The sequence below is a fragment of the Pseudomonas sp. IT-P74 genome, assembly GCF_949768175.1.
Classification (GTDB): Bacteria; Pseudomonadota; Gammaproteobacteria; order Pseudomonadales; family Pseudomonadaceae; genus Aquipseudomonas.
The window spans coordinates 170,204-195,328 of the sequence record NZ_CATKQD010000055.1 but is presented as its reverse complement, the minus strand read 5'-3'; the positions used below and the strand labels follow the sequence as shown (position 1 = coordinate 195,328).

Genomic DNA, 25,125 nt, shown 5'->3' with positions numbered 1-25,125 from the left:
TGAATCCATCAGCGGGATTTGCGACGCTTTCGACACAAACAAAACAGGCGGCCCAAGGCCGCCTGCTCAAACACCAATATTCACTTCGGATCAGTTGGGCAACCAACCCTCGACCCAGTAATTGAGGTTGTTGCCCTTGAGCATGTAATCGCGCAGCACTTCCTCGCGCAACGCATCGCCCATGCGGTAGCTGGCCTCTGGATCGGACAGATGCATGCGGATCGCCTCAAGCCATTCCTCGGCGCTGTTGCTCACGACCTTGGTGCACGGAAGATAGCCGCGATAGGCTTCAGTCTCGGTGCAGATCACCGGGTAGCCGCAGGCACCGTATTCCAGCAGGCGCAGGTTGCTCTTGCAGTCGTTGAAGATATGAAATTCAAGTGGTGCCAGTGCCAGGTCAAGGTTCAGGCTGGCCAGTTTGGCCGGGTAGGCGTCCAGGCCGACGCTTGGATGGAATTCATGAACGAACGGACGCAGCGCCGGCGGGCACATGCCGAAGAACACCCACTCGACTTCGTTGGCCAGCAGACGGACGACATCGGCAATGATCGCCAGGTCGCCGTCATGACTGGTCCCGCCCCCCCAGCCGACGCGAGGTTTTCGCGAAGTACGTCGACGACTGCTCAGGCCGGCCCACAGGTGTGGCGCCAGCATGTTCGGGACGACCCGGATGTCGTGGTGCATGTCGCGCAATGCATCGGCCAGCGGCTGGGTCGATACCACCACCCGGTCACACAGACTGATGCCACGACGCACGATACTGTCGACGCCGACTTCAGCCTTGCGAATGTGTGCGTTCTTTTTCGGCACATCGATCACATAGTCATCCAGCTCGAAAATCCTGAATGCCCGGGAGGCGTCTTTGACGCGCTCCACTTCGTCGACCGCGTTCCGGCTATAGCGACCCTGCAACACAATCACGTCCGGCGAACTGCGCTCAAGCTCGATGTTCGTCGGCGTGTGGTAACTCAAATGTCCGACTATACGCCCGGCCGCTTCCAGCTCAAGAAACGGCTGGGCAACCCGGTAATGGCCCACGGCAGACGTGTTGATCGGGATCGCCAGCACCTTGGGCAGCAACTGACGGAAGAACGGATCCCAGCCGCTTTTGAATCCGGGTTCGAGACTGAAATTACTGCTGCCCAGACTCAGATTAGGGTTGTAAGCCGGATCCCTGGCAACCAGAGGCAACCAACGCTGATAAAAGCTTTTCTGCTCGTTTTGCAGGATGCGCGGGGCCGGTTCCCCATAGGAAGCCACTGTCACTCGCATCAGTTCGGCGTACGGCGTCCATACCACCAGGTATCCGTTTTGCTTCACCCGCAGGCAGAAGTCTGCGCCATTGAGTGCCTGCGACAGGTCTTTTTCGTCGAGGCCGAGCACTTCATCGAAGACCTTCTTGCGCACCAGCAGGCAGTCGATGCCCACCGCGCTGAAGTTCTGCACGGTCTGCTGGCGCTGCATGTAACCCGGCGTATTCAGTAGCTCGCCACGATTGGGCACCCCCACTGCCCCCCGCAGCCCGCACACCAGCGCAGCCCCTTCGATGCGCCCTTGCGGACTCACCAGACGGCCACCGACGATGCCGACTTCCGGACGCCGGGCATGGTTGAGCAACTCGTCGAGCCAGTCCGGATTGACCACGCTGTTGCACGGACTGAAAAACAACAGGTAGTCACCGCGAGCCTGGCCGGCGGCGAAGTTGTGCACCGCCGCCAGATTGTCGCCATAATCACAACGAAGCACGCGCAGCTTGTCGCTTCCCATTTGCTCCACGGCCGACAGCCAGTTGCAGGCATCCAGCGCCGTGCTGCCGTTATCGACAATGAGCACTTCAAATTGCTGGCAGGTGGTTTTCTCCAGCAGGCTTTCAATGCAACGCTCCAGAGACGCCAGCTCATTACGGGTCGCGATGATGATCGACACCATGTCCGGTTGAACATGGAGGTAGTCCACACGACTGATCATCCGCTGACTGCCGGTGCGGATTCGGTGAGGAACACCCAGGCGCGTCAGATGCGCCGACAACACTACCGGGGCCTGATCCATGACCTGTGGTTGTGTCAGCCACCGGGACAGGCGCAGGGTGGACTCCACCAGAACTTCGGCAATGTGCCCGATCGCGTGTGGCCCGTTGTTTTCGACCAGGCGCCAGAGCAGATCGTGCACGCCAAGCTCGCCAAAGCCCGCCGCCATCCCGCCAAGTTCCAACAGGCGCTGGCGCTGTAGCGCGAGCACACGGCCGACATAGGGAAAGCTGCGCATCAAGTCGAGATTGAAATCCGGCTTGAACACCGGCTCGATCGAGATCTCGTCACGCAAGCCGCCTTCGTCGCTGTAAAGGCAGCGCACATCCGGCATCTCCACCATGCGCTCGGCGAGCAACAGCAGCGCCAGTTCATGCATGCGGTCACCGGCGCGAACCAGATAGATCCAGTCCGCGTTGTCCAACTCGGCCAGCAGGTGGTTGAACTGGGCAACCGCGTCCGCCTCCAGTGGCACATGACGCACACCGTCGACAGGTGCGTGCCGCAATGGGGAAAGCACCACCACTTGCTCAGCGCTGTAGGCTTGCTGACGAAGACTTTTGAGGGTGTCCTCCAACGCCGACAAATCACCTTCGCTGTCGAGCACGATCGGCACGACGCGCGGACGCCAGCTCCAACTCTGCACGCGAGCATCAAGCAGGCGTTGCTGGGCCGGATTCAGATGGCGGCAGGACAGCCATTGCCGATACATGTCAGCGAAACTGTCGCAATCCGGGCCGACCCGGGAATTCACCAGGGTTTGAATGAAACCCAGCTGTCGGCCAAGGGCGGCCTCTTCCCACGCATAAGCCTGCCCTTCAATGGCATCGGCCAGCGCAACATGACGCACCCAACCGGGTGCCGGCGCCGGCTCGCCACTGCGCAGAGCGAGCATTTGCTTGAGCCAGTCGAGTTCGGTCACGACCGCAGCCTTGACTGCGGACTGGTTGCTCAGGCGCGCCGGATGCAAACGCTCAAGACTCAGGATCTGCCCGACCACGACAAGATTGCCGCGTCGCAACAGACACGCGAACAAAGCAAAATCCAGGTTCGCAACAAAGCCCTCGCCGATCTGCGTCAGGGCCGGCAAGTATTCCAGTGCATGCAGAGTTCGAAGCAAGGCCCCACTGAGGCCACTGAGAAAATTAAAGACAGTGGTTTCCAGAATCCCCAACAGATCCTCACCCTTGAACAAGGTGACACCTTTGGAAAAGCAGCTATTTTCCACACGGTCGGATAACAGGATGCAGTCTTCGTCGTAGAACTGCCGTTGGCCGATGACCAGATTGACGTCGTCGTGATCGATGAATCCGGCGATCTGTTGCGCAATGCACTCAGGCAGCAACTGATCGTCATCGCACAACAATTTCAGGTAGTCGCCGCTGGCTTCCTGCGCACACGCGATGAGGTTGCCTTGAAAACCCAGGCGCCGCGGATTGCGCACATAACGCAGACGAATCGAGACAGGCGCTTCACAGGCATCGACGATCTCGCGGATCTCGTCACCGCCACTGTCATCGCAGACGATCACTTCAAGATTGGCGTAGGTCTGACTCAGGGCGCTTTCCAGTGCCACGAGGAAGAATTGCGGATTGAAGGCGGGAATGGCAATGGTGACAAGAGGTGCTGGTTTCACGGCGGGGGAACTCGCGAGCGGCGGGAGCTTGCCTGGATGAAGCAAGACTCCCAGAACCGCAGAAAAAAGACGGTTTTCACTCGGTTGTCGAAAGCCTTCGCGAAGTCATCGGGAAGGCCCTGACTCAGACTTTGTTGAACAGGCCCAACTGAGCGATCTTGCTGAACGCCAATTGCGATGCCTGCAGCATGGTTTGCTGCAGGGTCAGGCGGGTCATTACTTCAGCCGGATCGGAGTCGCGAATGGCGCCCTGGGTCTGCGTGTTGGCCAGTACCAGACTCTGGTTGATGTCCGTCTGGGTCACCAGCGATGCACCGCGCCCCCCCACAGAACTGACACCGGCGGCCAATTGATCGATGCCGCTGGCCAGGTTGCCGATACCGGCTGTGACTGCCGCGTTCATTTTCTGAATGGCGATGGGATTATTGTTGGTCGGTGTCGACAGGGCCATTTTCAGTTGGCTGACCGTATCCAGAACGTTCTGGGTCTGGTGCGTGTTGACCGCTACCGAGAACTGGTCACCTGCGCCCGGTGTGCCGGCGACGGTGAACGAAACACCCGATGCGGTTGCGGTAGTGCCAGCCATGGTGCCGGTCGACACTGGCGTGCTGTCAGCCGTCACCGGCGCGGCATACAGTTCGAAATCCGTAGCGCTGGTGAACTTGAGCACAGCACCACCGCCCGGGAAGCTGGCGTGGTAGTCAGCGCTGTTGGTCACCGAGGCGCCTGTTACCAGGGCGCTCGAAGGATTGCCCGGGCTGCGCGAAGTATTGAAGCTGTCCGGCTTGGCCGCCAGGGTGAAACTGTGGCCGGCAATTGCCGCATCCGGGTCGGCACTGTCACCTGCCTTGAGGTTAATATTGAGGTTCAGATCAACGCCGCGAAAGCTCACGGTTTGCGTGGCTGCGTTGTTGGAGTTGAACACGCCGTTCTGGCTCGCTTCAGACGTTACGTCGTTACCCAGCGCATCGGTGATTTTCAGCTGAGTGCTGCTCAAGAACTCCACGGTGTAAGGCTCGCCGCTACGGAACTTGGCACTGTAGGTGACATCCGACGCGACTTGACCGTTGGACAACGCGACACGACCGTCATCCACCGCTGGCGACGTAAGCGTGGCGGACGTTCGGTTGGTGTTGATCGCCTGCTGGAATACGTCCCAACCGGTACTGTTGGAAGCCATCGATTGATTGTCGCCAATTGGCAGGTCGAGGGTCACCTGGTCGCCGTTGTAGCTGTAGGTGCCATCGGTGTTGCGACTGAACGGAGCCACATCACCCTTGGAGCCGGCGAAGATGTATTTGCCGTTTTCGTCCTTGCTGTTCATCAGGCTGAGCAATTGCTCTTCAATCTCACCCAGCTCGGATGCGTTCGCCTGACGGTCGGCATCGGTAAAACCGGCGTTGCCCGCACCCAGCGCCAGTTCTTTGGCCCGCTGCAACACGTTGCCGATGCTGGTCATCACCGCTTCGGTCTGACCGAGCGTGCCTTTGATGGTGGTCATGTTGGTCGAAAATTGGTCGAGCATCGAAGCCTGCTGACCCAATTGCAGCAAACGCGAAGCGCCAACCGGATCATCCGCTGCGGTGTTGACGCGAACCAGGCTGCTCGCCTCTTCGCTGCTCTTGACCACGTTGGCGAAATTTTTCTGATAGTTCGCTGCCGAGGACTCGTAAAACTGGGCGGTAGAAATGCGCATGGGCTACGACTCCTTAAAGACTGTTGATCAGTGTGCTGAAGATTTCCTGCGCAGCCTTGATGATCTGCGAAGAGGCGGTGTAGTACTGCTGGTACTTGACCAGGTTGCCGGTTTCCTCGTCGAGGTCGACACCCGAAAGCGAGTCACGCGCGCCCTTGGCGTTCGCCAGAATGGCGGTGGTCGCAGCACTGTCCAGCTTGCCTTGGGCCGCCTTGGAGCCGACGCCCTCGACGAGTTTGCCGTAGGCATCATTCAGCGAAATACCTTTGCTTGCCGAACCGGTGTCGACTGTTTGCGCAGTCTGCAGACCCGCCAGAACCGTGCCGTTTCGATTGTCCAGGGAACCTGGCTGGCTCAGGCTGACGTTGATCGCCGTGCCCTTGCCAGGTGAACCGGCGACGGTCATGTCGAAATCAACGGTGTACTGCGTGGCAGGCGCTGGCGGGATCGGCGCACCGGTCGAATCCTTGAGCGCAATGCTCAGGTTCAAGGTGTTGTTCTGGCCAGGCTGGATGGTACCGCTGCCGAGAACGCCACCTTTGGCATCCAGCAATTGATAGCTCTGGGTCGTGCCGTCAGCCGACGGATCGCCAAACACCACTTTAACCGGCGTCGAATACTTCATACCGTTCTGCATCGCGGTGGTGGTGGCCGCGTCGTAGAGGTCGAATCGGGTAGTCAGGGTCGGCTGACCGCTGGCCGGAATGGTCAGCGTGCCGCTACCACCCGCAGCAATGGCCGCTCCCAACGGCGCCGCGATGGCCAGACGCTTGGAGTCGGTCATCTCGGTTTTGATATTGGCCGATGCGTTACGTGTCGGGGTGAGCTTGAAAGTGTCGCCTTGGGCAGCTCCCCCGTTGAACGTCATCGAGAACCCGTCGATCACCGGCGCAGGTGTCGTCGTGGTGCTGAAGTTGCCCATCGGCGTGTTATCGGGCAGGCGCTGAACGGTGTAATCGGTAGCGCTGGTGAACGTGACCTTGTAATCGTTGATGGTCAGTTTGCCCGTGTCCTCGATGCTCACATCGAAGTTACCGGAGCCGGCACTGTTGCTGGTGGACGCAATGCTGCGCTGAGACATCTGCGCGGCACTGTTGATGCTGTTGAACAGGTTCGAACCGAAATCACCGTTCTTGTCGATGCCCTGAGCCTGGATACTGTTCATCTGATCGGCGACGACCAGCGCCACACGACCCAATTCATTCATGGCCGGATCGAGCACTTCGCTGCGATAACGCAGCAGGCCGCCGATTTCACCACCGGCCATGATCGAGGTGATGTCGATGGTGCTCGAACCACGATTGAGCTGCAGCGACAAGCGTCCCGGATCATCTTTACCCGGCACCGCCTCGAGCTTGTTGACCGTACTGCCGATCACCAGTGGCTGGCCGCTACCCAGATACACATCGACGTTGCCGTCGCGCTCGACATACTGTGCGCCGGTGAAGGTCGACAGCTGGCGCATGGTTTCGTTACGGGCATCGAGCAGTTCATTCGGCGTACCGCCGGAGCTCGAAATCTCGCTGATTTTCTGGTTCAACTGCGCCAGGGTCGTGGCCAGCTTGTTGACCTGATCTGCCATGTTCGTCAGGTTGCCGTTGATGTTCGCATTCTGCGTGTTCAACTGGCTGGACACGGAGTTGAAGCGATTGCTCAGGGCCTGGGCATCGCTGAGCAACAACTGGCGGGAGGCGTCGTCGCCGGGTTTGGCATTGACGTTCTGTACCGAGGCGAAGAATTTGGTCAGGGCACCATTGAGACCGGTACCACTGTCGGACAGCAAGGTATCGAGTGGCGTGACTTGCCCAAGGTACGCGGCCGAATCACTGTTGAGCGACGTCGTGGTCTGCAACTGCGCGTCGAGGTAGCTGTTGTATACCCGGCGCACATCGGCCAGCGTCGTGCCGGTGCCGATGTAGACGTTGCCGTACTGAATCGACCCCTTGCTGCCCTGCACGGTTTGCTGGCGCGAGTAACCGGCGGTGTCGGCGTTGGCAATGTTGTTGCCGGTAGTCGCCAAGGCGTTATGGCTGGCGCTCAGCCCCGACATCCCGATATTGAGCAAACTCATGGTTCAGACCTTATACCTTGTGCCTATAAAGGCGTGGTGGAAACGCCCGCCGCAGCGTAGTTCTGGTAACTCGTCATCTGCTTGGCTATCTGCGAAATCTTGCTCGCGTAGTTCGGGTCGGTTGCGTAACCGGCTCTCTGCAACTCGCGTACAAACTGTTCTGGGTTATCGGCCGACTTCACGACATCTTGATAGCGATTGTTGGTCTGCAGCAAAGTCACAAGGTCATGGAAACTGTCCTTGTAGGAGTCGTAGGAACGGAACTCGGCCGTCTCCTTGACCATCTGCCCGTTCCTGAATTCGCTGGTGATCGCCCGCGCCGAATTGCCCTGCCAACTGTTGCCGGCCTTGATGCCGAACAGGTTGTGGCTGCTGCTGCCGTCCTGAGCACGCATGACCGACTTGCCCCAGCCGGTTTCCAGGGCCGCCTGGGCCACCAGGTAACGTGGATCGACACCAATGCGGGCCGCCGCTTCCTTGGCCATCGGCAGCATGGTGTTGACGAACTGGTCGGCGGAACTGAAGGCTTTCTTCGCTGGTGCCAGCGGAATCTGCGCCATGGCGCGCCCGTAGATCTGCATGCCGCCAGTGGAGGATTGTTGCGCGGTCGCCAGCCAGTCGCCGTTGTACAACGGTCCCGTGCCGGTGTTCGTCGTGCGCTCTGGCAAGGTTGTCTTGTCGATCGTCGTGGTGACAGCGGTCGTCGCCGAAGGCACCAGCCCGGCCAACAACCGATCAGCCAGTTTCGGCGGCAGTGCCAGGCGTCGCTGATTGATCAGCGCCATGTCATTGCGATGGGCACCCTCGCCCGCCTCTTGCGGCGCATGGACTGAACGCGAAGCCCACAACGGACGCTGGCCATTGACCCGCGACAGCGGGCCATTGATTGCCACCGTACCTGCCGCCACCGGCGTTTCCACGGCGGCCTTGGCAGCCTCTTGCTTGGCCAGTGACGCAGCAGCCGCCTCACCCGGCGTCAGCGGTTTGTTCTTCGACATCTGGCGCATCAGCACGTCGGCCAGGCCGATACCTCCACCCTCGCGGGACATGGAAACCGCCAGTTGCTGGTCGTACATTTCCTGGTACTGCTTGGCCGCCGGCGTGTTCAGCGGATTGTCCTGCCCCAGCGCTTCGGTTGCCGAGCGCATTGACTTGAGCATCTCACCGAGGAACAACGATTCGAACTCCTGCGCCACCTTGCGCAGGTTGCCGTCGCTGTTCTTGTCGCCGACCTTGAGCTGATTCAGACGGTTCAGGTCCGAATAGGAGCCCGAATCGCTGCTGCTGACCAGACCGCTCTTGCGCATATCCACAATGGCCGTCCTCAGATCACGATCAAATCGGCTTGCAGGGCGCCGGCCTGCTTCAGCGCTTCGAGGATCGCCATCAGGTCACCCGGTGCCGCGCCGACCTGGTTCACCGCCCGTACGATCTCGTCGAGGGTGGTGCCCGGGCCGAACTTGAACATCGGCTTGGCTTCCTGCTGGGCGTTGACCTTCGAGCGCGGTACCACCGCCGTCGTGCCATTGGACAGAGGGCCGGGTTGGCTGACGATCGGGTCTTCGGTGATGGTCACGGTCAGACTGCCGTGGGTCACGGCGGCCGGGGACACCTTGACGTTCTGGCCGATCACGATGGTGCCCGTACGGGAGTTGATGATGACTTTCGCCACCGCCTGGCCCGGATCGACTTCGAGATTTTCCAGGATCGAAAGGTAGTCGACGCGCTGGCTCGGATCGAGCGGCGCAGTGACGCGAATCGAACCGCCGTCGATGGCCTGGGCCACGCCAGGGCCGAGCATGTCGTTGATTTTGTCGACGATGCGCTTGGCGGTGGTGAAGTCGGAACGGTTGAGGTTCAGCGTCAGGCTGTTGCCCTGGTTGAAACCGCTCGGCACCGCACGCTCCACCGACGCACCACCCGGGATGCGGCCGGCCGACGGAACGTTGACGGTGATCTTCGAGCCGTCTCGCCCTTCCGCATCGAAACCACCGACCACCAGGTTGCCCTGGGCCACCGCGTAGACGTTGCCGTCGATACCTTTGAGTGGCGTCAGCAGCAAGGTGCCGCCACGCAAACTCTTGGAGTTGCCGATGGACGAAACGGTGATGTCGACCTGCTGCCCCGGCTTGGCGAACGCCGGCAGATCGGCACTGATCGACACAGCCGCGACGTTCTTCAACTGCACATTGCCCGAGCCTGGCGGCACCTTGATACCGAACTGCGAGAGCATGTTGTTGAAGGTCTGCAGGGTGAACGGGGTCTGCGTCGTCTGGTCGCCGGTGCCGTTAAGCCCGACCACCAGGCCGTAGCCGATCAATTGGTTGGAACGCACGCCGGAAATGCTGGCGATGTCCTTCAGGCGCTCGGCCTGCGCGTTGAACGCGGCGCACAGCATCAAGGCGGCCACCATGAGGTGTTTAAGATTCAAACTGACCACCTAGAAAGGGAACAGCGGGCTGAGGAAGAAACGGTCGAACCAGCCTGGCTGACTCGCATCGGCAAACGAACCGGTGCCCGAGTAGGTGATGCGCGCATCGGCGACACGGGTCGACGGCACGGTGTTATCGGTGGCGATGTCATCGGCGCGAACCAGGCCGGCAATCCGCACCAGCTCATCGCCGGTGTTGAGGGTCATCCACTTCTCGCCGCGAACCGCGATGATGCCGTTGGGCAACACATCGGCGACGGTGACCGTGATCGAACCGGTCAGGGTGTTGCCCTGCGCCGCCTTGCTGTCGCCCTTGGTCGCGCGGTCACCTTCGTAACTGGCACTCAGGCTGAGGTCGCCATCGCCGAACGGGTTGTTGGTGGTGGCGCTGCTGCCGAACAGCGAACTCAGGCCGATGTTAGCCTTGCTGTTCTTGCCAATTTGCGAATTGGCGTTTTTGCTGGCCTGGGTCCTTTCGTTCAGGGTGATGGTGATGATGTCACCGACCCGGAACGCCTTGCGGTCGCTGTAGAGGTTCTGTTCGAAACCGGCCTGATAGATCGAGCCATTGTTCGCCGCCGCCGGCAACGGCGTGCGCGGCAACACCGGAGCGTAGTAAGGGTCATTGGGCTTGGGCGTCGCAGGCACGCAACCTGCGAGCGCGGTGATCCCACTCAGTGCCAGAACAGATACATAGCGATTCATGACCCTACCTCACGGTGTTGCAGGCGGCCCAATGGCCGCCACATAGACTTGATTACAGATTCTGCGTTACGAACGAGAGCATCTGGTCGGCAGTGGAGATCACCTTGGAGTTCATCTCGTAGGCGCGCTGAGTGGTGATCATGTTGACCATCTCCTCAACGGTGCTGACGTTGGACGTTTCCAGGGTGTTCTGCAGCGTGGTGCCGAAACCGGCCAGGCCCGGGGTGCCGACTTGCGGCGCGCCGCTGGCGGCGGTTTCCAGGAACAGGTTGTTGCCCACGGCCTGCAGGCCGGCCGGGTTGATGAAGTCGGCGGTTTGCAGGTTGCCGATCACCTGGGCAGCCGGGTTGCCGGCAACGGTGATGGACACGGTGCCGTCGCGGCCGACCGTGAAGGTCTGCGCTTCGTTCGGAATGACAATCGCCGGCTCCAGGGCAAAGCCGCTGGCGTTCACGATCTGACCGTTGGAGTCCAGGTGGAACGTACCGTCACGGGTGTAGGACGTGGTGCCGTCCGGTTGCAGGATCTGGAAGAACCCGCGACCGTCGATGGCCATGTCCAGTGGCTGCTCGGTGGTTTGCAGGCTGCCGGCGGTGAAGTTTTTCTGGGTGCCGACGATGCGCACACCAGTACCCAGTTGCAGACCCGACGGCAGTTCGCTGTCCTGGGTCGACTGGGCGCCTGGCTGGCGTTTGATCTGGTAGAGCAAGTCCTGGAACTCGGCGCGGTCACGTTTGAAACCCGTGGTCGACACGTTGGCCAGGTTGTTGGAAATGGTGGTCAGGTTGGTGTCCTGGGCGGACAGACCTGTCTTGGCAACCCATAGAGCCGGAAGCATTCGATTCTCCTCGTGCGCCTGTTTTACGGCGCGACGTTCTGGTAATTAGCTGATCTGCAAGACCCGAGCCATGGCCTGGTCATCGTCTTTGGCGGTGTTCATCATCTTGATGTGCAGTTCGAACTGCTTGGCCAAGGCCAGTACCGAGGTCATCTCTTCCACGGCATTGACATTGCTCGACTCGAGGAACCCGGACACCAGCTTGACGTTGGCATCGGCCTGCGCAGGCGCGCCGTCCTTGGTGTGGATCGAACCATCCAGGCCCTTGCTCATGTTCTTGAGGTCCGGGTTGACCAGTTTGATGCGGTCGACTTCAGCCATCACCCGAGGACCTTCACCCATCGCGCGGATGCTGATGGTGCCGTCCTCGCCAACTTCGATCTGCTGCTCGGGCGGCACGGCAATCGGCCCGCCATTGCCCATGACCGGCATGCCATTGCCGGCGCGCAGCACGCCCAGGGCGTCAACGTTCAGGCTGCCGGTGCGCACGTAGCTTTCACCGCCATCGGGCGTCTGCACGGCAATCCAGCCGTTGCCTTGCACGGCAACGTCGAGGTCGCGACCGGTTTCCACCAGTGAACCCGGGGAGAAATCCGTGCCCGGGCGTTCCGACATGGCAAACGCACGCGCCGGAAAGCTGTCACCGAACACCGGCATCGAACGGGCCTGTTCCAGGTCTTTCTGGAAGCCGTTGGTGGAGATGTTCGCGAGGTTGTTGGCATGAGCCTTTTGCGCCAGTGCATTCTGGCTGGCGCCGGTCATTGCCACATAAAGGTACTTGTCCACAATTGTTCCTCTGCCTGCCGGACGTTTGCCGCCCACTGCTGTGTTGCGCAGGTTGTAGCAATTTGCAGACCAACTTGCGTGCAGCGGCTCCAACCCCCTTTAAACAAGGGGCTGGAGGCTAATCAGAAGGGAATCGAACGATGTATCGAAGACGAAAAACCGGCGCGGTTATGCCGCTTGGCGGCAATGCCGTGAAAAGCCGGCTACCAACCTTTCACGCCGCTCATGTCGGGCAATTTGTGGGCAATGCCTTTATGGCAATCGATACAGGTCGCCTGGCCACTGGCCAAGGAGGTGGAGTGCATGTTGGCGGCACGTTTACCCTGGCGTGTGAAGTCCATGAACTCGAAGTTATGGCAGTTGCGACACTCCCGGGAATCGTTGGCCTTGAGCCGTGCCCACTCGTGTTCGGCCAGCTCCCGGCGCATGCCCAGAAACTTGTCCCGGGTACTGATAGTGCCGAACAGCTTGCCCCAGACCTCCTTGGAAGCCTGCATCTTGCGGGCGATCTTGTGCGTCCACTCGTGCGGGACGTGACAGTCCGGGCACGTGGCGCGCACGCCCGAGCGGTTGGTGTAGTGAATGGTTTCCTGCAACTCGACAAACACGTTGTCGCGCATTTCATGGCAGGACGTGCAGAACTTCTCGGTGTTGGTCGCTTCCAGCGCGGTGTTGAACCCACCCCAGAAAATCACCCCGGCGATAAACCCGCCCAGGGTCAGGAAGCCCAGGCTGTAATGCACGCTGGGCCGACGCAGCACAGCCCAATAATCCTTGAGCAAGGCAAGCAAAGATTTCATGGCCTTTCCTCAAGGTTTCGGCTGGTGGTTGATTTCGTCTTGCAAGACCTGATCGATGTTCTTGAAGCTGTTGCTCACCAGTGGCTTCACATCCTTTTGCGGCACGTGACACTGGTTGCAGAAGTATCGGCGCGGCGACACCGCGGCCAATGCCTGGCCGTCGCGGTCCATGTAGTGAGTGATGCTGATCATCGGCGCCTGGGTACGCGCACTGTTGGCGCGACTGTGGCAGGTCAGGCACTTGTTGCTGTTCATGTCGATGGCATACCCGCGAATGCTGTGGGGTATGGTGGGCGGTTGATCGGGGTAATTGCGCTCACGCTTGAGGTCCTTGTTCTCGTCTTCGGCAATGGGCGGTGCCGGCAGCTCCTGGGTCAGGGTCCCGCCGACTCGCCGTCCATCCGGTGCCGGCGCATCCAGTGGGTAACCGGGTTCTGCCGCAAATGTCGCGGGTAGCCACATCAGCAGCATGACAAGCAAGGACAGCGAACGATAATTCATGAAAGCTCTCCTTATGCCGTCTTGATCAACTCAATCCTGATCGCGCATTTCTTGTAATCGGTCTGTTTGGAGATCGGGTCCGTCGCATCAAGCGTGACTTTGTTGATCAGCTTGTTGGCATCGAAAAACGGCACGAACACCAGGCCTTGGGGCGGCTTGTTGCGCCCCCGGGTTTCAATCCGCGCACGCATCTCGCCGCGCCGACTGATCAGCTTTACTTCGCTGCCACGCCGGGCATTCAAGGCCTTGGCATCGGCCGGGTGCATGTAGACCAGCGCATCGGGGACCGCTTTATAGAGTTCTTCGACACGCTGGGTCATAGTCCCGGTGTGCCAATGCTCAAGCACCCGACCGGTGCTCAACCAGAACGGGAAGTCCGCGTCCGGGGCTTCCGCAGGAGGCTCGTAAGGCAGCGCGAAGATGATTGCCTTCTTATCGGGGTAGCCGTAGAACTGCACGCCACTGCCCTTCTCGACATACGGATCGTAACCTTCGCGGAAGCGCCAAAGCGTTTCCTTGCCTTCGACGACGGGCCAGCGCAACCCGCGCTCGGAGTGATAACGATCAAAGGGCGCCAAGTCATGACCATGTCCACGGCCGAACTGGGCATATTCTTCGAACAGGCCTTTTTGCAGGTAGAAACCGAAATCCCGGGCCTCGTCGTTCTGATAGCCCGCCGCCATTTGTTCAACAGGGAACTGATCGACCTGGCCATTCTTGAACAACACCTCATACAGGGTCTTGCCCTTGTACTGCGGTGAACTCTCCAACAATTGCGCCGGCCAGACTTCGTCGGTTTTAAAGCGCTTGGAAAATTCGACCAGTTGCCAGAGGTCCGACTTGGCGTCACCCGGCGCCGAAACCAGTTGGTGCCAGAACTGCGTACGTCGCTCCGCATTGCCGTAAGCGCCCTCTTTCTCGACCCACATGGCCGTGGGCAAAATCAGATCCGCCGCCTGCGCCGAGACGGTGGGATACACATCCGACACCACCACGAAGTTCTCGGGATTGCGCCAACCCGGCAACACTTCCTGCATGATGTTGGGCCCGGCCTGCATGTTGTTGCTGGCCATCGTCCAATACACATTGAGCACGCCGTCCTTGAGCATGCGGCTCTGCTGCACGGCATGGAACCCGACCTTTTCCTTGATGGTGCCCGCCGGCAGTTTCCAGATTTTTTCCGCCGTGGCGCGATGCTTCGGATTGGTCACCACCAGATCGGCCGGCAGACGATGGGAGAACGTGCCCACTTCCCGCGCCGTTCCGCAGGCCGAAGGCTGGCCCGTCAGGGAGAACGGACTGTTGCCCGGCTCGCTGATTTTTCCGGTCAGCAGGTGGATGTTGTAGATCAGGTTGTTGGCCCACACGCCCCGGGTGTGCTGGTTGAAACCCATGGTCCAGAACGAAACCACCTTGCGCTTGGGGTCGGCATACAGTTCGGCCAGTGCTTTGAGGCGCTCGGCTGGCACCCCGGTTTCCTTCGCGGTGCGTTCCAGGGTGTAGGGTTTTACGAAAGCAGCGAATTGCTCGAAGTCGATGTCGGTCCAGGTGTTCGCTTTGTCGGCATTTTTGGCCTTCATCTCCAGCGGATTATCGGCACGCAAACCGTAGCCGATGTCATCGGTGCCTTTGGCGAATTTGGTGTGCTTGCTGACAAAGTCTTTGTTGACCGAGCCGCTTTCAATGATGTGATTGGCGATGTAGTTGAGAATCAGCAAGTCAGTCTGCGGCTTGAACACCATCGGAATGTCGGCCAGTTCAAAACTGCGATGTTCGAACGTAGAGAGCACGGCCACTTTCACATTCGGCTGGCTTAAACGACGATCAGTCACCCGACTCCAGAGAATCGGGTGCATTTCCGCCATGTTTGAACCCCACAGGACGAATGCATCGGTGACTTCGATATCGTCATAACAGCCCATCGGCTCATCGATACCGAACGTGCGCATGAATCCCATGACCGCCGAGGCCATGCAATGGCGTGCATTGGGGTCGATGTTGTTCGAGCGGAATCCCGCCTTCATCAATTTGTTGGCCGCGTACCCTTCCCAGATCGTCCACTGGCCGGAACCGAACATGGCGATGGATTCCCCGCCCTTGTTCTTCAGCGCCTCCTTGTACTTCAACTCCATCACATCGAATGCCTGTTTCCAGGACACCGGGTGAAATTCGCCCTGTTTGTCATATTGCCCATTGGTCATGCGCAACAGCGGCTGAGTCAGCCGATCAACGCCGTACATGATCTTGGATAAAAAGTAGCCTTTGACGCAGTTCAACCCGCGATTGACCTCGGCTTTTACATCGCCGTGAGTTGCAACTACGCGGTTGTCCTTGGTCGCCACCATGACGCTGCAACCGGTACCGCAAAAACGACAGGGCGCCTTGTTCCAGTTCAGGGAAACCATGTCCTGTTCGGTAATCAGGTTGCTGGCCGAGGTAAACACCGGGAGACCCGCAGCCGCTGCCGCGATTCCGGCAGCCTGGGCTTTGACAAACTCTCGCCGAGTCATAGGCATGTGCTTTCTCCCGTCACATCGAGAATCTCGTGATAAACCAGAGCGGCATTGAGCACACCCGGCAAGCGATTGATCTGATCGATTCGCTGAAGAATCTGGCTTTCATGCTCGGTTTCCAGCACAACCACCAATTTGCCGGCGGGGCTTTCCTGATGAAGCTCAACGCCCGTGAGCAAACGCAGATTGGCTTTCACCGCCTCGAACAAGGCAGGACGGGCATGTACTACCAGGCTGGCAATGTGCAGCGTCTTTTCCACGACCCGTACTCCCTGCTGAATTAGCGATGAATGTCGATCAGTTGGGAGGCCCTGGCGGACCGAGGAGCATTTGCAGAAACCACACAAAAAAACCGTAACCACCGACTATCGCCACTGATAACAGTGGAAACAGAACAATGATCAGGAAATAGAACAGGCGAGTTTCTTTGCGAACTCGCCGGGTGGAGTCATCCATTGATGGCATGGTCAGCGCTCCTGCCAAACTTTGAGAAGAGCCTAGATGGCTTCCTCTGTAAGTTCCATGATTCAGGTCAATAGCAGAGGTTTTAGCGTTTTAAATGCAAACTTGAAGCGCTGGATAAATATTTACATCCGATAATAATTCTTGTCTGGTCGAGTCATTAACGCTCCAGTTTGCCTATTTCATATTCACGCAACTTGTTGGCAATCGTTGTATGGGAAACACCCAGTCGCTTGCCGAGCAATCGGCTGCTGGCATGCTCCGAATACAGCCGCTCCAGCACCGCCTTCTCGAAACGCCCGACGATCTCGTCCAGCCCTCCTTCCAGCGAAAAATCACCCAGGGGCTGACGCACGCCATAGTCCGGCAAACGAATGTGCTCGGCCTTGACGGTCCCGCCGTCACACAGGGAAACGGCCTGGAACAGCACGTTTTCCAACTGCCGCACGTTGCCCGGCCAATGGTAATGACTGAGCCGCTCCATGGCCGCCGGGGCCAGTTTCGGCAGCGGGCAACCGATCTGCCGGCTGGCCTGATCGAGGAAGTGCTCCACCAGCGGCGTCAAACCGTCGAGGCATTCGCGCAACGGCGGGATGTGCAGCGACAACACATTCAAGCGGTGATAGAGGTCCTGGCGGAACTCGCCGCGAGCGCACAATTCGGACAGGTCGACCTGGGTCGCGCAGATCACTCGCACATCGAGGTAGACCTCTTCATCACTGCCTACACGGCGGAAGCAACCGTCCTGCAGGAAGCGCAGTAACTTCACCTGCAAACGCGGGCTCATTTCCCCGACGCCATCGAGAAACAGCGTGCCGCCCGCCGTCAGCTCCAGCAGCCCGAGCTTGCCTTCGGCCCGCGCCCCTTCAAAGGCACCCGGGCCGTAACCGAACAATTCCGTCTCGGCCATGGACTCCGGCAGACCGGCGCAATTGAGCGCCATCAATGGCGACTGCCCGCGAGGACTGGCCAAGTGGCAGGCACGCGCTAACAGCTCTTTGCCGGTGCCGGTCTCCCCTTCTATCAATAGCGGTGCATCCAGCGGCGCCATGCGCCGGGCTTCGCGCACCACCGCGGCCATGACTTTCGAGCTTTGGAAGATGCTGTCGAAGCCACGCAATTCCTGCTTGCGCACGTTATAGATGCGTTCGCCCACCCGGTCGGCGCGATGCAATGTCAGCACCGCACCGGCCATGGCCTCGCTGTCGTCGTGCTCCGATTGCAGCGGCGCGATGTCGGCCAGGAAGACATCGCCCTTGACCTTGACCCGCAACCCGTTGATCCGCGACTTGTTGGCGCGCACCAGTTCCGGCAAATCGAAATCCTCGGCGTAGCGCGACAGGGGAATCCCAGGCACCTCGTCGACCCGTACGCCGAGCAACTGCGCCGCCGCACGGTTGGCCGCGACAATGGAACCGCCCATGTCGATCGACAGCACCGGAAACTCCAGCGCACCGAGCAGTGCATTGAGTTCCATGTGCCGACGCTCGCTGGGCATCAGCCCTACACGCTTGACGCCAAACACCCCGGCAATCGCTTCGAATTTCGGACGCAGGGCCTGGAACTGAATGTTGATCAGGTTCGGGCAATGCAGGTAGATGGCATTGCCATGCTCACCGCCCACTTCACCGCGGGCCACGTTGATCCCGTACTCCACCAACAGATTGAGAATGTCGCGCAGGATGCCGATGCGGTTCTGGCAGTGGACTTTGATACGCATGTAAAAGACCTGATAAACGATGATTGACCTGTGGGAGCCAGCCTGCTGGCGATGGCGTCGCATCAGGCCCTATTGATGTCGAATGACACACCGCTATCGCCAGCAGGCTGGCTCCCACAGGGTTAGCGCCCGACTTTTCTGATTAGGCGCTCAGATAGTCGTCAAGATTATGTGACAGATGTAGGGCTTTTCCCAGCCGCCAATCTCAACATCTGCGCGATGACGACCGATACGTAACGAAAACTTTACGATAATTGAGGGGTTTTCCCGCACACGACGCTGTTCACCTGCTGCAACGCTGCAATTGATGGGGTATTTCTAGGTCCATAGCAGTACATAACAAGAACGAAATCCCCTAGCAGGAGAGCAGCATGAAGCAGACGCAATACGTGGCTCGCGAGCCCGATGCGCAAGGTTTTATCGACTACCCCGCCGAAGAACACGCGGTGTGGAACACGCTGATCACCCGTCAACTGAAAGTGATCGAAGGGCGTGCGTGCCAGGAGTATCTGGACGGTATCGAAAAACTCGGTCTGCCCCAAGACCGCATTCCTCAACTCGGCGAAATCAACAAGGTCCTGGGTGAAACCACCGGCTGGCAGGTTGCCCGGGTTCCTGCACTGATTCCCTTCCAGACCTTTTTCGAATTGCTGGCCAGCAAGCAGTTTCCGGTGGCGACCTTCATTCGTACCCGCGAAGAACTGGACTACCTGCAAGAGCCGGACATTTTCCACGAGATCTTCGGTCACTGCCCGCTGCTGACCAACCCCTGGTTCGCCGAATTCACCCACACCTACGGCAAACTCGGCCTCAAGGCGACCAAGGAAGAACGCGTCTACCTGGCGCGCCTGTACTGGATGACCATCGAGTTCGGCCTGGTCGACACTCCGCAAGGCCAGCGCATCTACGGCGGCGGCATTCTGTCTTCTCCGAAAGAGACCGTGTATTGCCTGTCGGACGAGCCTGAGCATCAGCCGTTCGATCCGCTGGAATGCATGCGCACGCCTTACCGCATCGACATCTTGCAACCACTGTACTTCGCATTGCCAAATCTCAAGCGTCTGTTCGACCTCGCTCACGAAGACATCATGGGCATGGTCAAGCAAGCGATGCAGATGGGTCTGCACACACCGAAGTTTCCGCCAAAACCAAAGGCCGCGTGATCCGCCGCTTTTAGAATCAAGTGAGCCTGTCAGAAACCATCGCTTTGGATTAGCGTGGTAGCACTGAGGGCCGATTTCCCAACATTCGATTTCAGGAATTCATCATGACCGCATTAACTCAAGCCCATTGCGAAGCCTGCCGCGCCGACGCTCCACAAGTCAGCGACGAAGAACTGCCGATCCTGATCAAGCAGATCCCGGACTGGAACATCGAAGTACGCGACGGCGTCATGCAACTGGAAAAAGTCTTCCTGTTCAAGAACTTCAAGCACGCCCTGGCGTTCACCAACGCTGTCGGTGAAATCTCCGAGGCCGAGGGCCACCACCCGGGCCTGCTGACCGAGTGGGGCAAAGTGACCGTGACCTGGTGGAGCCACTCGATCAAGGGCCTGCACCGCAACGACTTCATCATGGCCGCACGCACTGACATCGTTGCGAAGGACGCCGAGGGGCGCAAGTAATGCATTTCGACGCCATCGGTCGAGTGCCTGGCGACCCGATCCTGGGCCTGATGGAGGCCTACGCGCAGGACCCGAACCCGCGCAAGTTCGACTTGGGCGTGGGTGTCTATAAAGACGCCCAGGGCCTGACGCCGATTCTTGAGTCGGTGAAACTTGCCGAGCAGCGCCTGGTGGATCGCCAGTCCACCAAGACCTACATCGGTGGTCACGGCGAGCCCGCGTTCGGCAAGGCCATCAATGAGCTGGTGCTGGGTGCCGACTCGAAGCTGATCAACGCACAACGCGCCGGCGCCACCCAGACACCGGGTGGCACGGGTGCGCTGCGCCTGAGCGCGGACTTCATCGCCCAATGCCTGCCGGGCCGTGGCGTGTGGTTGAGCAACCCGACCTGGCCAATCCACGAAACGATTTTCGCGGCGGCCAAGGTCAAGGTCAGCCACTACCCGTACGTGGGCAGCGACAACCGTCTCGACATTGAAGGGATGCTCGCGACGCTCAATGACGCGCCCAAGGGCGACGTGGTGTTGCTGCACGCCTGCTGCCACAACCCGACCGGTTTCGACCTGTCCCAGGATGACTGGCAGCGGGTGCTGGAGGTGGTGCGCCGTCGCGAACTGCTGCCGCTGATCGACTTTGCCTACCAGGGCTTTGGCGATGGACTGGAACAGGACGCCTGGTCGACCCGGCTGTTCGCCGCCGAGTTGCCAGAACTGTTGATCACCAGCTCCTGCTCGAAGAACTTCGGCCTGTACCGCGACCGCACCGGCGCCCTGATTGTCTGCGCGAAAACCGCCGACAAGCTTGTCGACATCCGCAGCCAGTTGGCCAACATCGCCCGCAACCTGTGGTCGACGCCGCCGGATCATGGTGCGGCTGTCGTGGCGACCATCCTCGGCGACCCGGAGCTGAAAAATCTCTGGGCTGACGAAGTGGAAGCCATGCGCCTGCGTATCGCCCAACTGCGCAGCGGTCTGGTGGAAGCGCTGGAGCCTCACGGTTTGCGCGAGCGTTTTGCGCACATTGGCGTGCAACGCGGGATGTTCTCCTACACCGGCCTGTCGCCTGTGCAAGTGAACAACCTGCGCGATCATCACAGCGTGTACATGGTCAGCTCGGGGCGGGCCAACGTGGCGGGGATTGATGCCACGCGTCTGGATCTGCTGGCCGAGGCGATTGCGAAGGTCTGCAAATAACTTTCAAACACTGCAAATCCCCCTGTAGGAGCGAGCCTGCTCGCGATAGCGGAGTGTCATTCAACATTGATGTTGACTGATACACCGCTATCGCGAGCAGGCTCACTCCTACAATTATTTCTGCGCCAGTGTTACCGATCTGTCTATACAACCCCATCCGTCGAAACAAATGGATATAAACGTCCGTTTGTCATTTTTACTGCTGTATCCTGCCCAGGCTTTTTTAAAAGCGCGGATCTACCAGATCTATCAACAGACTTAGCGAGGAGCGCAACCATGCACGAGATTCCTAATCTCCCCTTCCCAAGCCTGCACGAACCTGAGCAGACGACCACGCAGCAAGCCGGAGCCCAACAGCCCCAGCCGAAAGAAGCCACTGACAGCCGCCAGGCTGACAGAGAAGACTGAAATACCCGCCGCACAGACTGTGTGGAAAGCGCTACCATGCGCTTTCCACACTGCCTGAAACGAGCCTGACCATGACCGATGAATTCAGTGAAGCGCAGGCCAGCGTCCTGATCGGCACCGCCGAGAAAATGATCGGGATCTGGAATCGCCTCCCCCCCGAGAAACAAGCCGCCTTGCTCGCCCGCTTCGGCACCCAGGAAAATGCGCTGGCCGCCCTGGTCACCACGCAACTGGTCGCTCCCGCCAAACCTGAATGACGCCACCCGGCAAATAGTTTTACTTTTTCACAACCTGTGACCGTCCACACCGCTATCATAAGCAGCCTATCTATCCTGCTTTACCGTGGACCTTTACCCATGCCCGAAAACCAGCGCCCCCTGGCGGTCACGCTGCAAGTTGTCTCCATCGTCCTTTTCACCTTCATCGGCTACCTGAACATCGGCATCCCCCTGGCCGTATTGCCCGGTTACGTCCACAGCGACCTGGGCTTCGGCGCAGTCATCGCGGGTCTGGTGATCAGCGTGCAATACCTGGCCACCCTGCTCAGCCGCCCCTATGCCGGGAAGATCATCGACAACAAGGGTAGCAAGCTGGCTGTGATGTATGGCCTGGCCGGTTGTGGATTGAGCGGTGTGTTCATGCTGATCTCCGCCTGGACCCAGAGCCTGCCGACCTTGAGCCTGATCAGCCTGTTGATCGGCCGCCTGGTGCTCGGCAGCGCCGAAAGCCTGGTGGGCTCGGGCTCGATTGGCTGGGGCATTGGCCGGGTCGGCGCGGCGAACACGGCCAAGGTCATCTCCTGGAACGGTATCGCCAGCTATGGCGCACTGGCTGTCGGCGCGCCCCTGGGCGTATTGCTCGTCCATCAACTGGGCTTGTGGAGCATGGGGGTGAGCATTGTTTTGCTGGCTGTGCTCGGCCTGCTGCTGGCCTGGCCGAAAACCGCCGCGCCGATCGTTACCGGTGAGCGTCTGCCGTTCATGCACGTGCTGGGGCGAGTCTTCCCCCACGGCTGCGGCCTGGCCCTGGGCTCCATCGGTTTTGGCACCATCGCCACCTTCATCACCCTGTATTACGCCACGCAACACTGGGACAACGCGGTGCTGTGCCTGAGCCTGTTCGGCGCCAGTTTCATTGGCGCGCGCTTGCTGTTCGGCAACCTGATCAACCGCCTCGGCGGCTTTCGCGTGGCCATTGCCTGCCTGTCGGTGGAAACCCTGGGATTGCTGTTGCTGTGGCTGGCGCCGGATGCCCATTGGGCTCTGGCAGGTGCGGCGCTGAGCGGCTTCGGCTTTTCGCTGGTGTTTCCGGCACTGGGGGTGGAGGCGGTCAATCTGGTCCCGGCTTCCAGCCGTGGCGCAGCCGTCGGCGCCTATTCGCTGTTCATCGACTTGTCGTTGGGGATTACCGGGCCATTGGCCGGTGCGATTGCGGCAGGATTTGGTTTTGCATCGATCTTCCTGTTCGCCGCCCTCGCCGCCCTCAGCGGTTTGATGTTGAGCCTTTACCTGTACCGGCAGGCACCGAAGCAACGCGAAGCGCGGGACGCTCGCTAGAAATCGACCTTGCCGCGCCCGGCCTTGATGTTGCCGCGCTTGGATTTGGATTCGAGGCGACGGGTCTTCGAGCCGAGGGTCGGCTTGGTCGGGCGGCGCTTTTTCTCGACCTTGGTGGCACTCTGGATCAACTCGGTCAGGCGCAACAGCGCATCGGCGCGGTTCTGTTCCTGCGTCCGGTACTGCTGGGCCTTGATGATCAACACACCGTCGCTGGTGATGCGGCTGTCGCGCAGCGCCAGCAGCCGTTCCTTGTAGAACTCGGGCAAGGACGACGCAGGTATGTCGAAGCGCAGGTGCACGGCACTGGAGACCTTGTTGACGTTCTGCCCACCGGCACCCTGGGCGCGAATGGCCGTCAACTCGATCTCGGCATCCGGCAGCTGCACGTTGTTGGAAATCACCAGCATGGAAAAGCGTCCGTATTCAGAGCGTGCAGGATACCGCGAAACGATTGGAGGAATGCGGCCCCTGTAGGAGCGAGCCTGCTTGCGATGAGGCCGTATCAGTCAGCATAACCTTTGCTGACCCACCACCATCGCGAGCAGGCTCACTCCTACAGGGGATGTGTGTGTGAAGTGCAGAAACAACAAACCCGGCACTGGGCCGGGTTTGTTGTTTCAGGGCGGAGTTACTCCACTGCGACCTGCAAGGCACGCTGAGCACTGCGCTTGTTCTTGATGCCGTAGCAGACCCACATGAACACGAGCCACACCGGAATCGCATACACCGAAGTCTGAATCCCCGGAATCAACAGCATCACACCAAGAACAAACACCACGAACGCCAGGCAGATGTAGTTGCCGTACGGGTACCACAGTGCCTTGAACAGTGGCGTCTGTTTGGTCTTGTTCATGTGCTGGCGGAACTTGAAGTGCGAGTAGCTGATCATCGCCCAGTTGATCACCAGGGTGGCCACCACCAGCGACATCAGCAGTTCCAGCGCGTTTTGCGGGATCAGGTAGTTCAGCAGTACCGCGATCAGGGTCACGGCGGCCGAGGCCAGGATCGAACGCACCGGCACGCCACGCTTGTCGATTTTCGCCAGGCCCTTCGGCGCGTCGCCCTGCTCGGCCATGCCCAGCAGCATGCGGCTGTTGCAGTAGGTGCCGCTGTTGTACACCGATAGCGCCGCGGTCAGGACCACGAAGTTGAGGATGTGCGCGGCGGTGTTGCTGCCCAGCATCGAGAACACTTGCACGAACGGGCTGCCGCTGTAGGAATCACCGGAGGCGTTCAGGGTGGTCAGCAGGCTGTCCCACGGCGTCAACGACAGCAGGATGACCAGGGCACCGATGTAGAAAATCAGGATCCGGTAGATCACCTGGTTGATGGCTTTCGGGATCACGGTTTTCGGCTTGTCAGCCTCGGCTGCGGTGAAACCGAGCATTTCCAGGCCACCGAAGGAAAACATGATGAAAGCCATGGCCATCACCAGACCGCTGACGCCGTTCGGGAAGAAGCCGCCGTGGGACCACAGGTTGCTGACCGCTGCTTGCGGGCCGCCATTGCCACTGACCAGCAGGTAGCTGCCCAGGGCGATCATGCCGACGATCGCCACGACCTTGATGATCGCGAACCAGAACTCGGCCTCGCCAAAGACTTTGACGTTGGCCAGGTTGATCGCATTGATCAGCACGAAGAAGGCCGCTGCGGAGACCCAGGTCGGGATGTCCGGCGCCCAGTAGTGGATGTATTTGCCGACCGCGGTCAGCTCGGACATGCCCACCAGAATGTACAGGATCCAGCAGTTCCAGCCCGACAGGAAGCCGGCAAAGCCGCCCCAGTACTTGTGGGCGAAGTGGCTGAAGGAGCCGGCCACCGGATCTTCGACGATCATTTCGCCCAGTTGGCGCATGATCATGAAAGCGATGAAGCCGCAGATGGCGTAGCCGAGGATCATCGACGGGCCGGCGGATTTCAGTACCCCGGCCGAGCCGAGGAACAAGCCGGTACCGATCGCGCCACCGAGGGCGATCAGTTGAATATGGCGATTTTTCAGGCCGCGTTTCAGCTCGCCTGATTGCGGGTTTTGTCCACTCATGAAAAGGGTCTCACGCAAGGTTTGATGATGTTCAGTAGACGTTGCTGCTCAAGAAAGGCGTTAAGCGGCACCGATCAAACCCCAGCGCAGGCACCAGGAGTTCAGCGTATTTAC

General features: G+C 59.7%; 22 protein-coding genes. 6 read left to right on the top strand and 16 right to left on the bottom strand.

From position 1 onward, the window contains the following. Positions 1 to 90 precede the first annotated feature (90 nt). The 14 genes from ACM6J5_RS21235 to ACM6J5_RS21170 form a co-directional block, all read right to left on the bottom strand. Positions 91 to 3,663 (bottom strand): glycosyltransferase, encoded by a 3,573-nt coding sequence (locus ACM6J5_RS21235; RefSeq protein ID WP_414929285.1) that lies wholly within the window; start codon positions 3,661 to 3,663, stop codon positions 91 to 93. 124 nt (positions 3,664 to 3,787) lie between these two features. After that, positions 3,788 to 5,359 (bottom strand): flagellar hook-associated protein 3, encoded by a 1,572-nt coding sequence (locus tag ACM6J5_RS21230; protein ID WP_414929284.1) that lies wholly within the window; start codon positions 5,357 to 5,359, stop codon positions 3,788 to 3,790. Between the two features lie 13 nt (positions 5,360 to 5,372). Next, positions 5,373 to 7,430 carry a flagellar hook-associated protein FlgK gene (flgK, locus tag ACM6J5_RS21225; RefSeq protein ID WP_150673925.1) on the bottom strand — a complete coding sequence of 686 codons (2,058 nt, stop codon included), beginning with the start codon at positions 7,428 to 7,430 and terminating at the stop codon, positions 5,373 to 5,375. A gap of 23 nt (positions 7,431 to 7,453) precedes the next feature. Then, positions 7,454 to 8,743, bottom strand: a complete 1,290-nt coding sequence (gene flgJ / locus ACM6J5_RS21220) for a flagellar assembly peptidoglycan hydrolase FlgJ (protein WP_414929283.1) — start codon at positions 8,741 to 8,743, stop codon at positions 7,454 to 7,456. A gap of 11 nt (positions 8,744 to 8,754) precedes the next feature. Continuing rightward, complete coding sequence (locus tag ACM6J5_RS21215; protein WP_095945458.1) at positions 8,755 to 9,843, bottom strand: flagellar basal body P-ring protein FlgI; 1,089 nt, start codon at positions 9,841 to 9,843, stop codon at positions 8,755 to 8,757. Positions 9,844 to 9,870: 27 nt separating this feature from the next. Then, positions 9,871 to 10,566 (bottom strand): flagellar basal body L-ring protein FlgH, encoded by a 696-nt coding sequence (gene flgH / locus ACM6J5_RS21210; RefSeq protein WP_414929282.1) that lies wholly within the window; start codon positions 10,564 to 10,566, stop codon positions 9,871 to 9,873. Between the two features lie 52 nt (positions 10,567 to 10,618). Then, complete coding sequence (flgG, locus tag ACM6J5_RS21205; RefSeq protein WP_095945460.1) at positions 10,619 to 11,404, bottom strand: flagellar basal-body rod protein FlgG; 786 nt, start codon at positions 11,402 to 11,404, stop codon at positions 10,619 to 10,621. A 45-nt stretch (positions 11,405 to 11,449) separates the two neighbouring features. After that, positions 11,450 to 12,190 (bottom strand): flagellar basal body rod protein FlgF, encoded by a 741-nt coding sequence (locus ACM6J5_RS21200; RefSeq protein ID WP_095945461.1) that lies wholly within the window; start codon positions 12,188 to 12,190, stop codon positions 11,450 to 11,452. Positions 12,191 to 12,393: 203 nt separating this feature from the next. Then, the gene (locus ACM6J5_RS21195) at positions 12,394 to 12,990 is read right to left on the bottom strand and encodes a cytochrome c3 family protein (protein ID WP_057715918.1); all 597 of its coding nucleotides are present in this window, start codon (positions 12,988 to 12,990) and stop codon (positions 12,394 to 12,396) included. 9 nt (positions 12,991 to 12,999) lie between these two features. Then, positions 13,000 to 13,461 (bottom strand): nitrate reductase cytochrome c-type subunit, encoded by a 462-nt coding sequence (locus ACM6J5_RS21190; protein WP_371319448.1) that lies wholly within the window; start codon positions 13,459 to 13,461, stop codon positions 13,000 to 13,002. A 41-nt stretch (positions 13,462 to 13,502) separates the two neighbouring features. Continuing rightward, positions 13,503 to 16,007 carry a nitrate reductase catalytic subunit NapA gene (gene napA / locus ACM6J5_RS21185; RefSeq protein WP_414929281.1) on the bottom strand — a complete coding sequence of 835 codons (2,505 nt, stop codon included), beginning with the start codon at positions 16,005 to 16,007 and terminating at the stop codon, positions 13,503 to 13,505. Next, the gene (locus ACM6J5_RS21180; protein ID WP_414929280.1) at positions 15,998 to 16,264 is read right to left on the bottom strand and encodes a chaperone NapD; all 267 of its coding nucleotides are present in this window, start codon (positions 16,262 to 16,264) and stop codon (positions 15,998 to 16,000) included. The genes napA and ACM6J5_RS21180 overlap by 10 nt, the downstream gene beginning before the upstream one ends. A 37-nt stretch (positions 16,265 to 16,301) precedes the next feature. After that, entirely contained in the window at positions 16,302 to 16,469 is a 168-nt protein-coding gene (locus ACM6J5_RS21175) for a periplasmic nitrate reductase, NapE protein (RefSeq protein WP_095945465.1), read from the bottom strand. Positions 16,470 to 16,626: 157 nt separating this feature from the next. Then, complete coding sequence (locus ACM6J5_RS21170; protein ID WP_095945466.1) at positions 16,627 to 18,186, bottom strand: sigma-54-dependent transcriptional regulator; 1,560 nt, start codon at positions 18,184 to 18,186, stop codon at positions 16,627 to 16,629. Between the two features lie 371 nt (positions 18,187 to 18,557). On the opposite strand from ACM6J5_RS21170, the gene phhA reads away from it, so the two are divergent. The 6 genes from phhA (at position 18,558) to ACM6J5_RS21140 (ending at position 22,967) form a co-directional block, all read left to right on the top strand. Then, positions 18,558 to 19,349 (top strand): phenylalanine 4-monooxygenase, encoded by a 792-nt coding sequence (gene phhA, locus ACM6J5_RS21165; RefSeq protein ID WP_414929279.1) that lies wholly within the window; start codon positions 18,558 to 18,560, stop codon positions 19,347 to 19,349. A 104-nt stretch (positions 19,350 to 19,453) separates the two neighbouring features. Further along, complete coding sequence (locus tag ACM6J5_RS21160; RefSeq protein ID WP_414929278.1) at positions 19,454 to 19,810, top strand: 4a-hydroxytetrahydrobiopterin dehydratase; 357 nt, start codon at positions 19,454 to 19,456, stop codon at positions 19,808 to 19,810. Next, positions 19,810 to 21,003 carry an amino acid aminotransferase gene (locus ACM6J5_RS21155; RefSeq protein WP_414929277.1) on the top strand — a complete coding sequence of 398 codons (1,194 nt, stop codon included), beginning with the start codon at positions 19,810 to 19,812 and terminating at the stop codon, positions 21,001 to 21,003. Before ACM6J5_RS21160 ends, ACM6J5_RS21155 begins: the two co-directional genes overlap by 1 nt. A gap of 276 nt (positions 21,004 to 21,279) precedes the next feature. After that, entirely contained in the window at positions 21,280 to 21,411 is a 132-nt protein-coding gene (locus ACM6J5_RS21150) for a hypothetical protein (RefSeq protein ID WP_256589141.1), read from the top strand. Between the two features lie 71 nt (positions 21,412 to 21,482). Then, positions 21,483 to 21,668, top strand: a complete 186-nt coding sequence (locus tag ACM6J5_RS21145) for a hypothetical protein (protein WP_095945470.1) — start codon at positions 21,483 to 21,485, stop codon at positions 21,666 to 21,668. A gap of 99 nt (positions 21,669 to 21,767) precedes the next feature. Further along, entirely contained in the window at positions 21,768 to 22,967 is a 1,200-nt protein-coding gene (locus ACM6J5_RS21140; protein WP_095945471.1) for an MFS transporter, read from the top strand. Here ACM6J5_RS21140 and arfB read toward each other — a convergent pair. Then, positions 22,964 to 23,377 (bottom strand): alternative ribosome rescue aminoacyl-tRNA hydrolase ArfB, encoded by a 414-nt coding sequence (arfB, locus tag ACM6J5_RS21135; protein ID WP_056721500.1) that lies wholly within the window; start codon positions 23,375 to 23,377, stop codon positions 22,964 to 22,966. The genes ACM6J5_RS21140 and arfB overlap by 4 nt on opposite strands. A 221-nt stretch (positions 23,378 to 23,598) precedes the next feature. Next, complete coding sequence (locus ACM6J5_RS21130) at positions 23,599 to 25,011, bottom strand: amino acid permease (RefSeq protein ID WP_414929276.1); 1,413 nt, start codon at positions 25,009 to 25,011, stop codon at positions 23,599 to 23,601. Between the last annotated feature and the right edge of the window lie 114 nt (positions 25,012 to 25,125).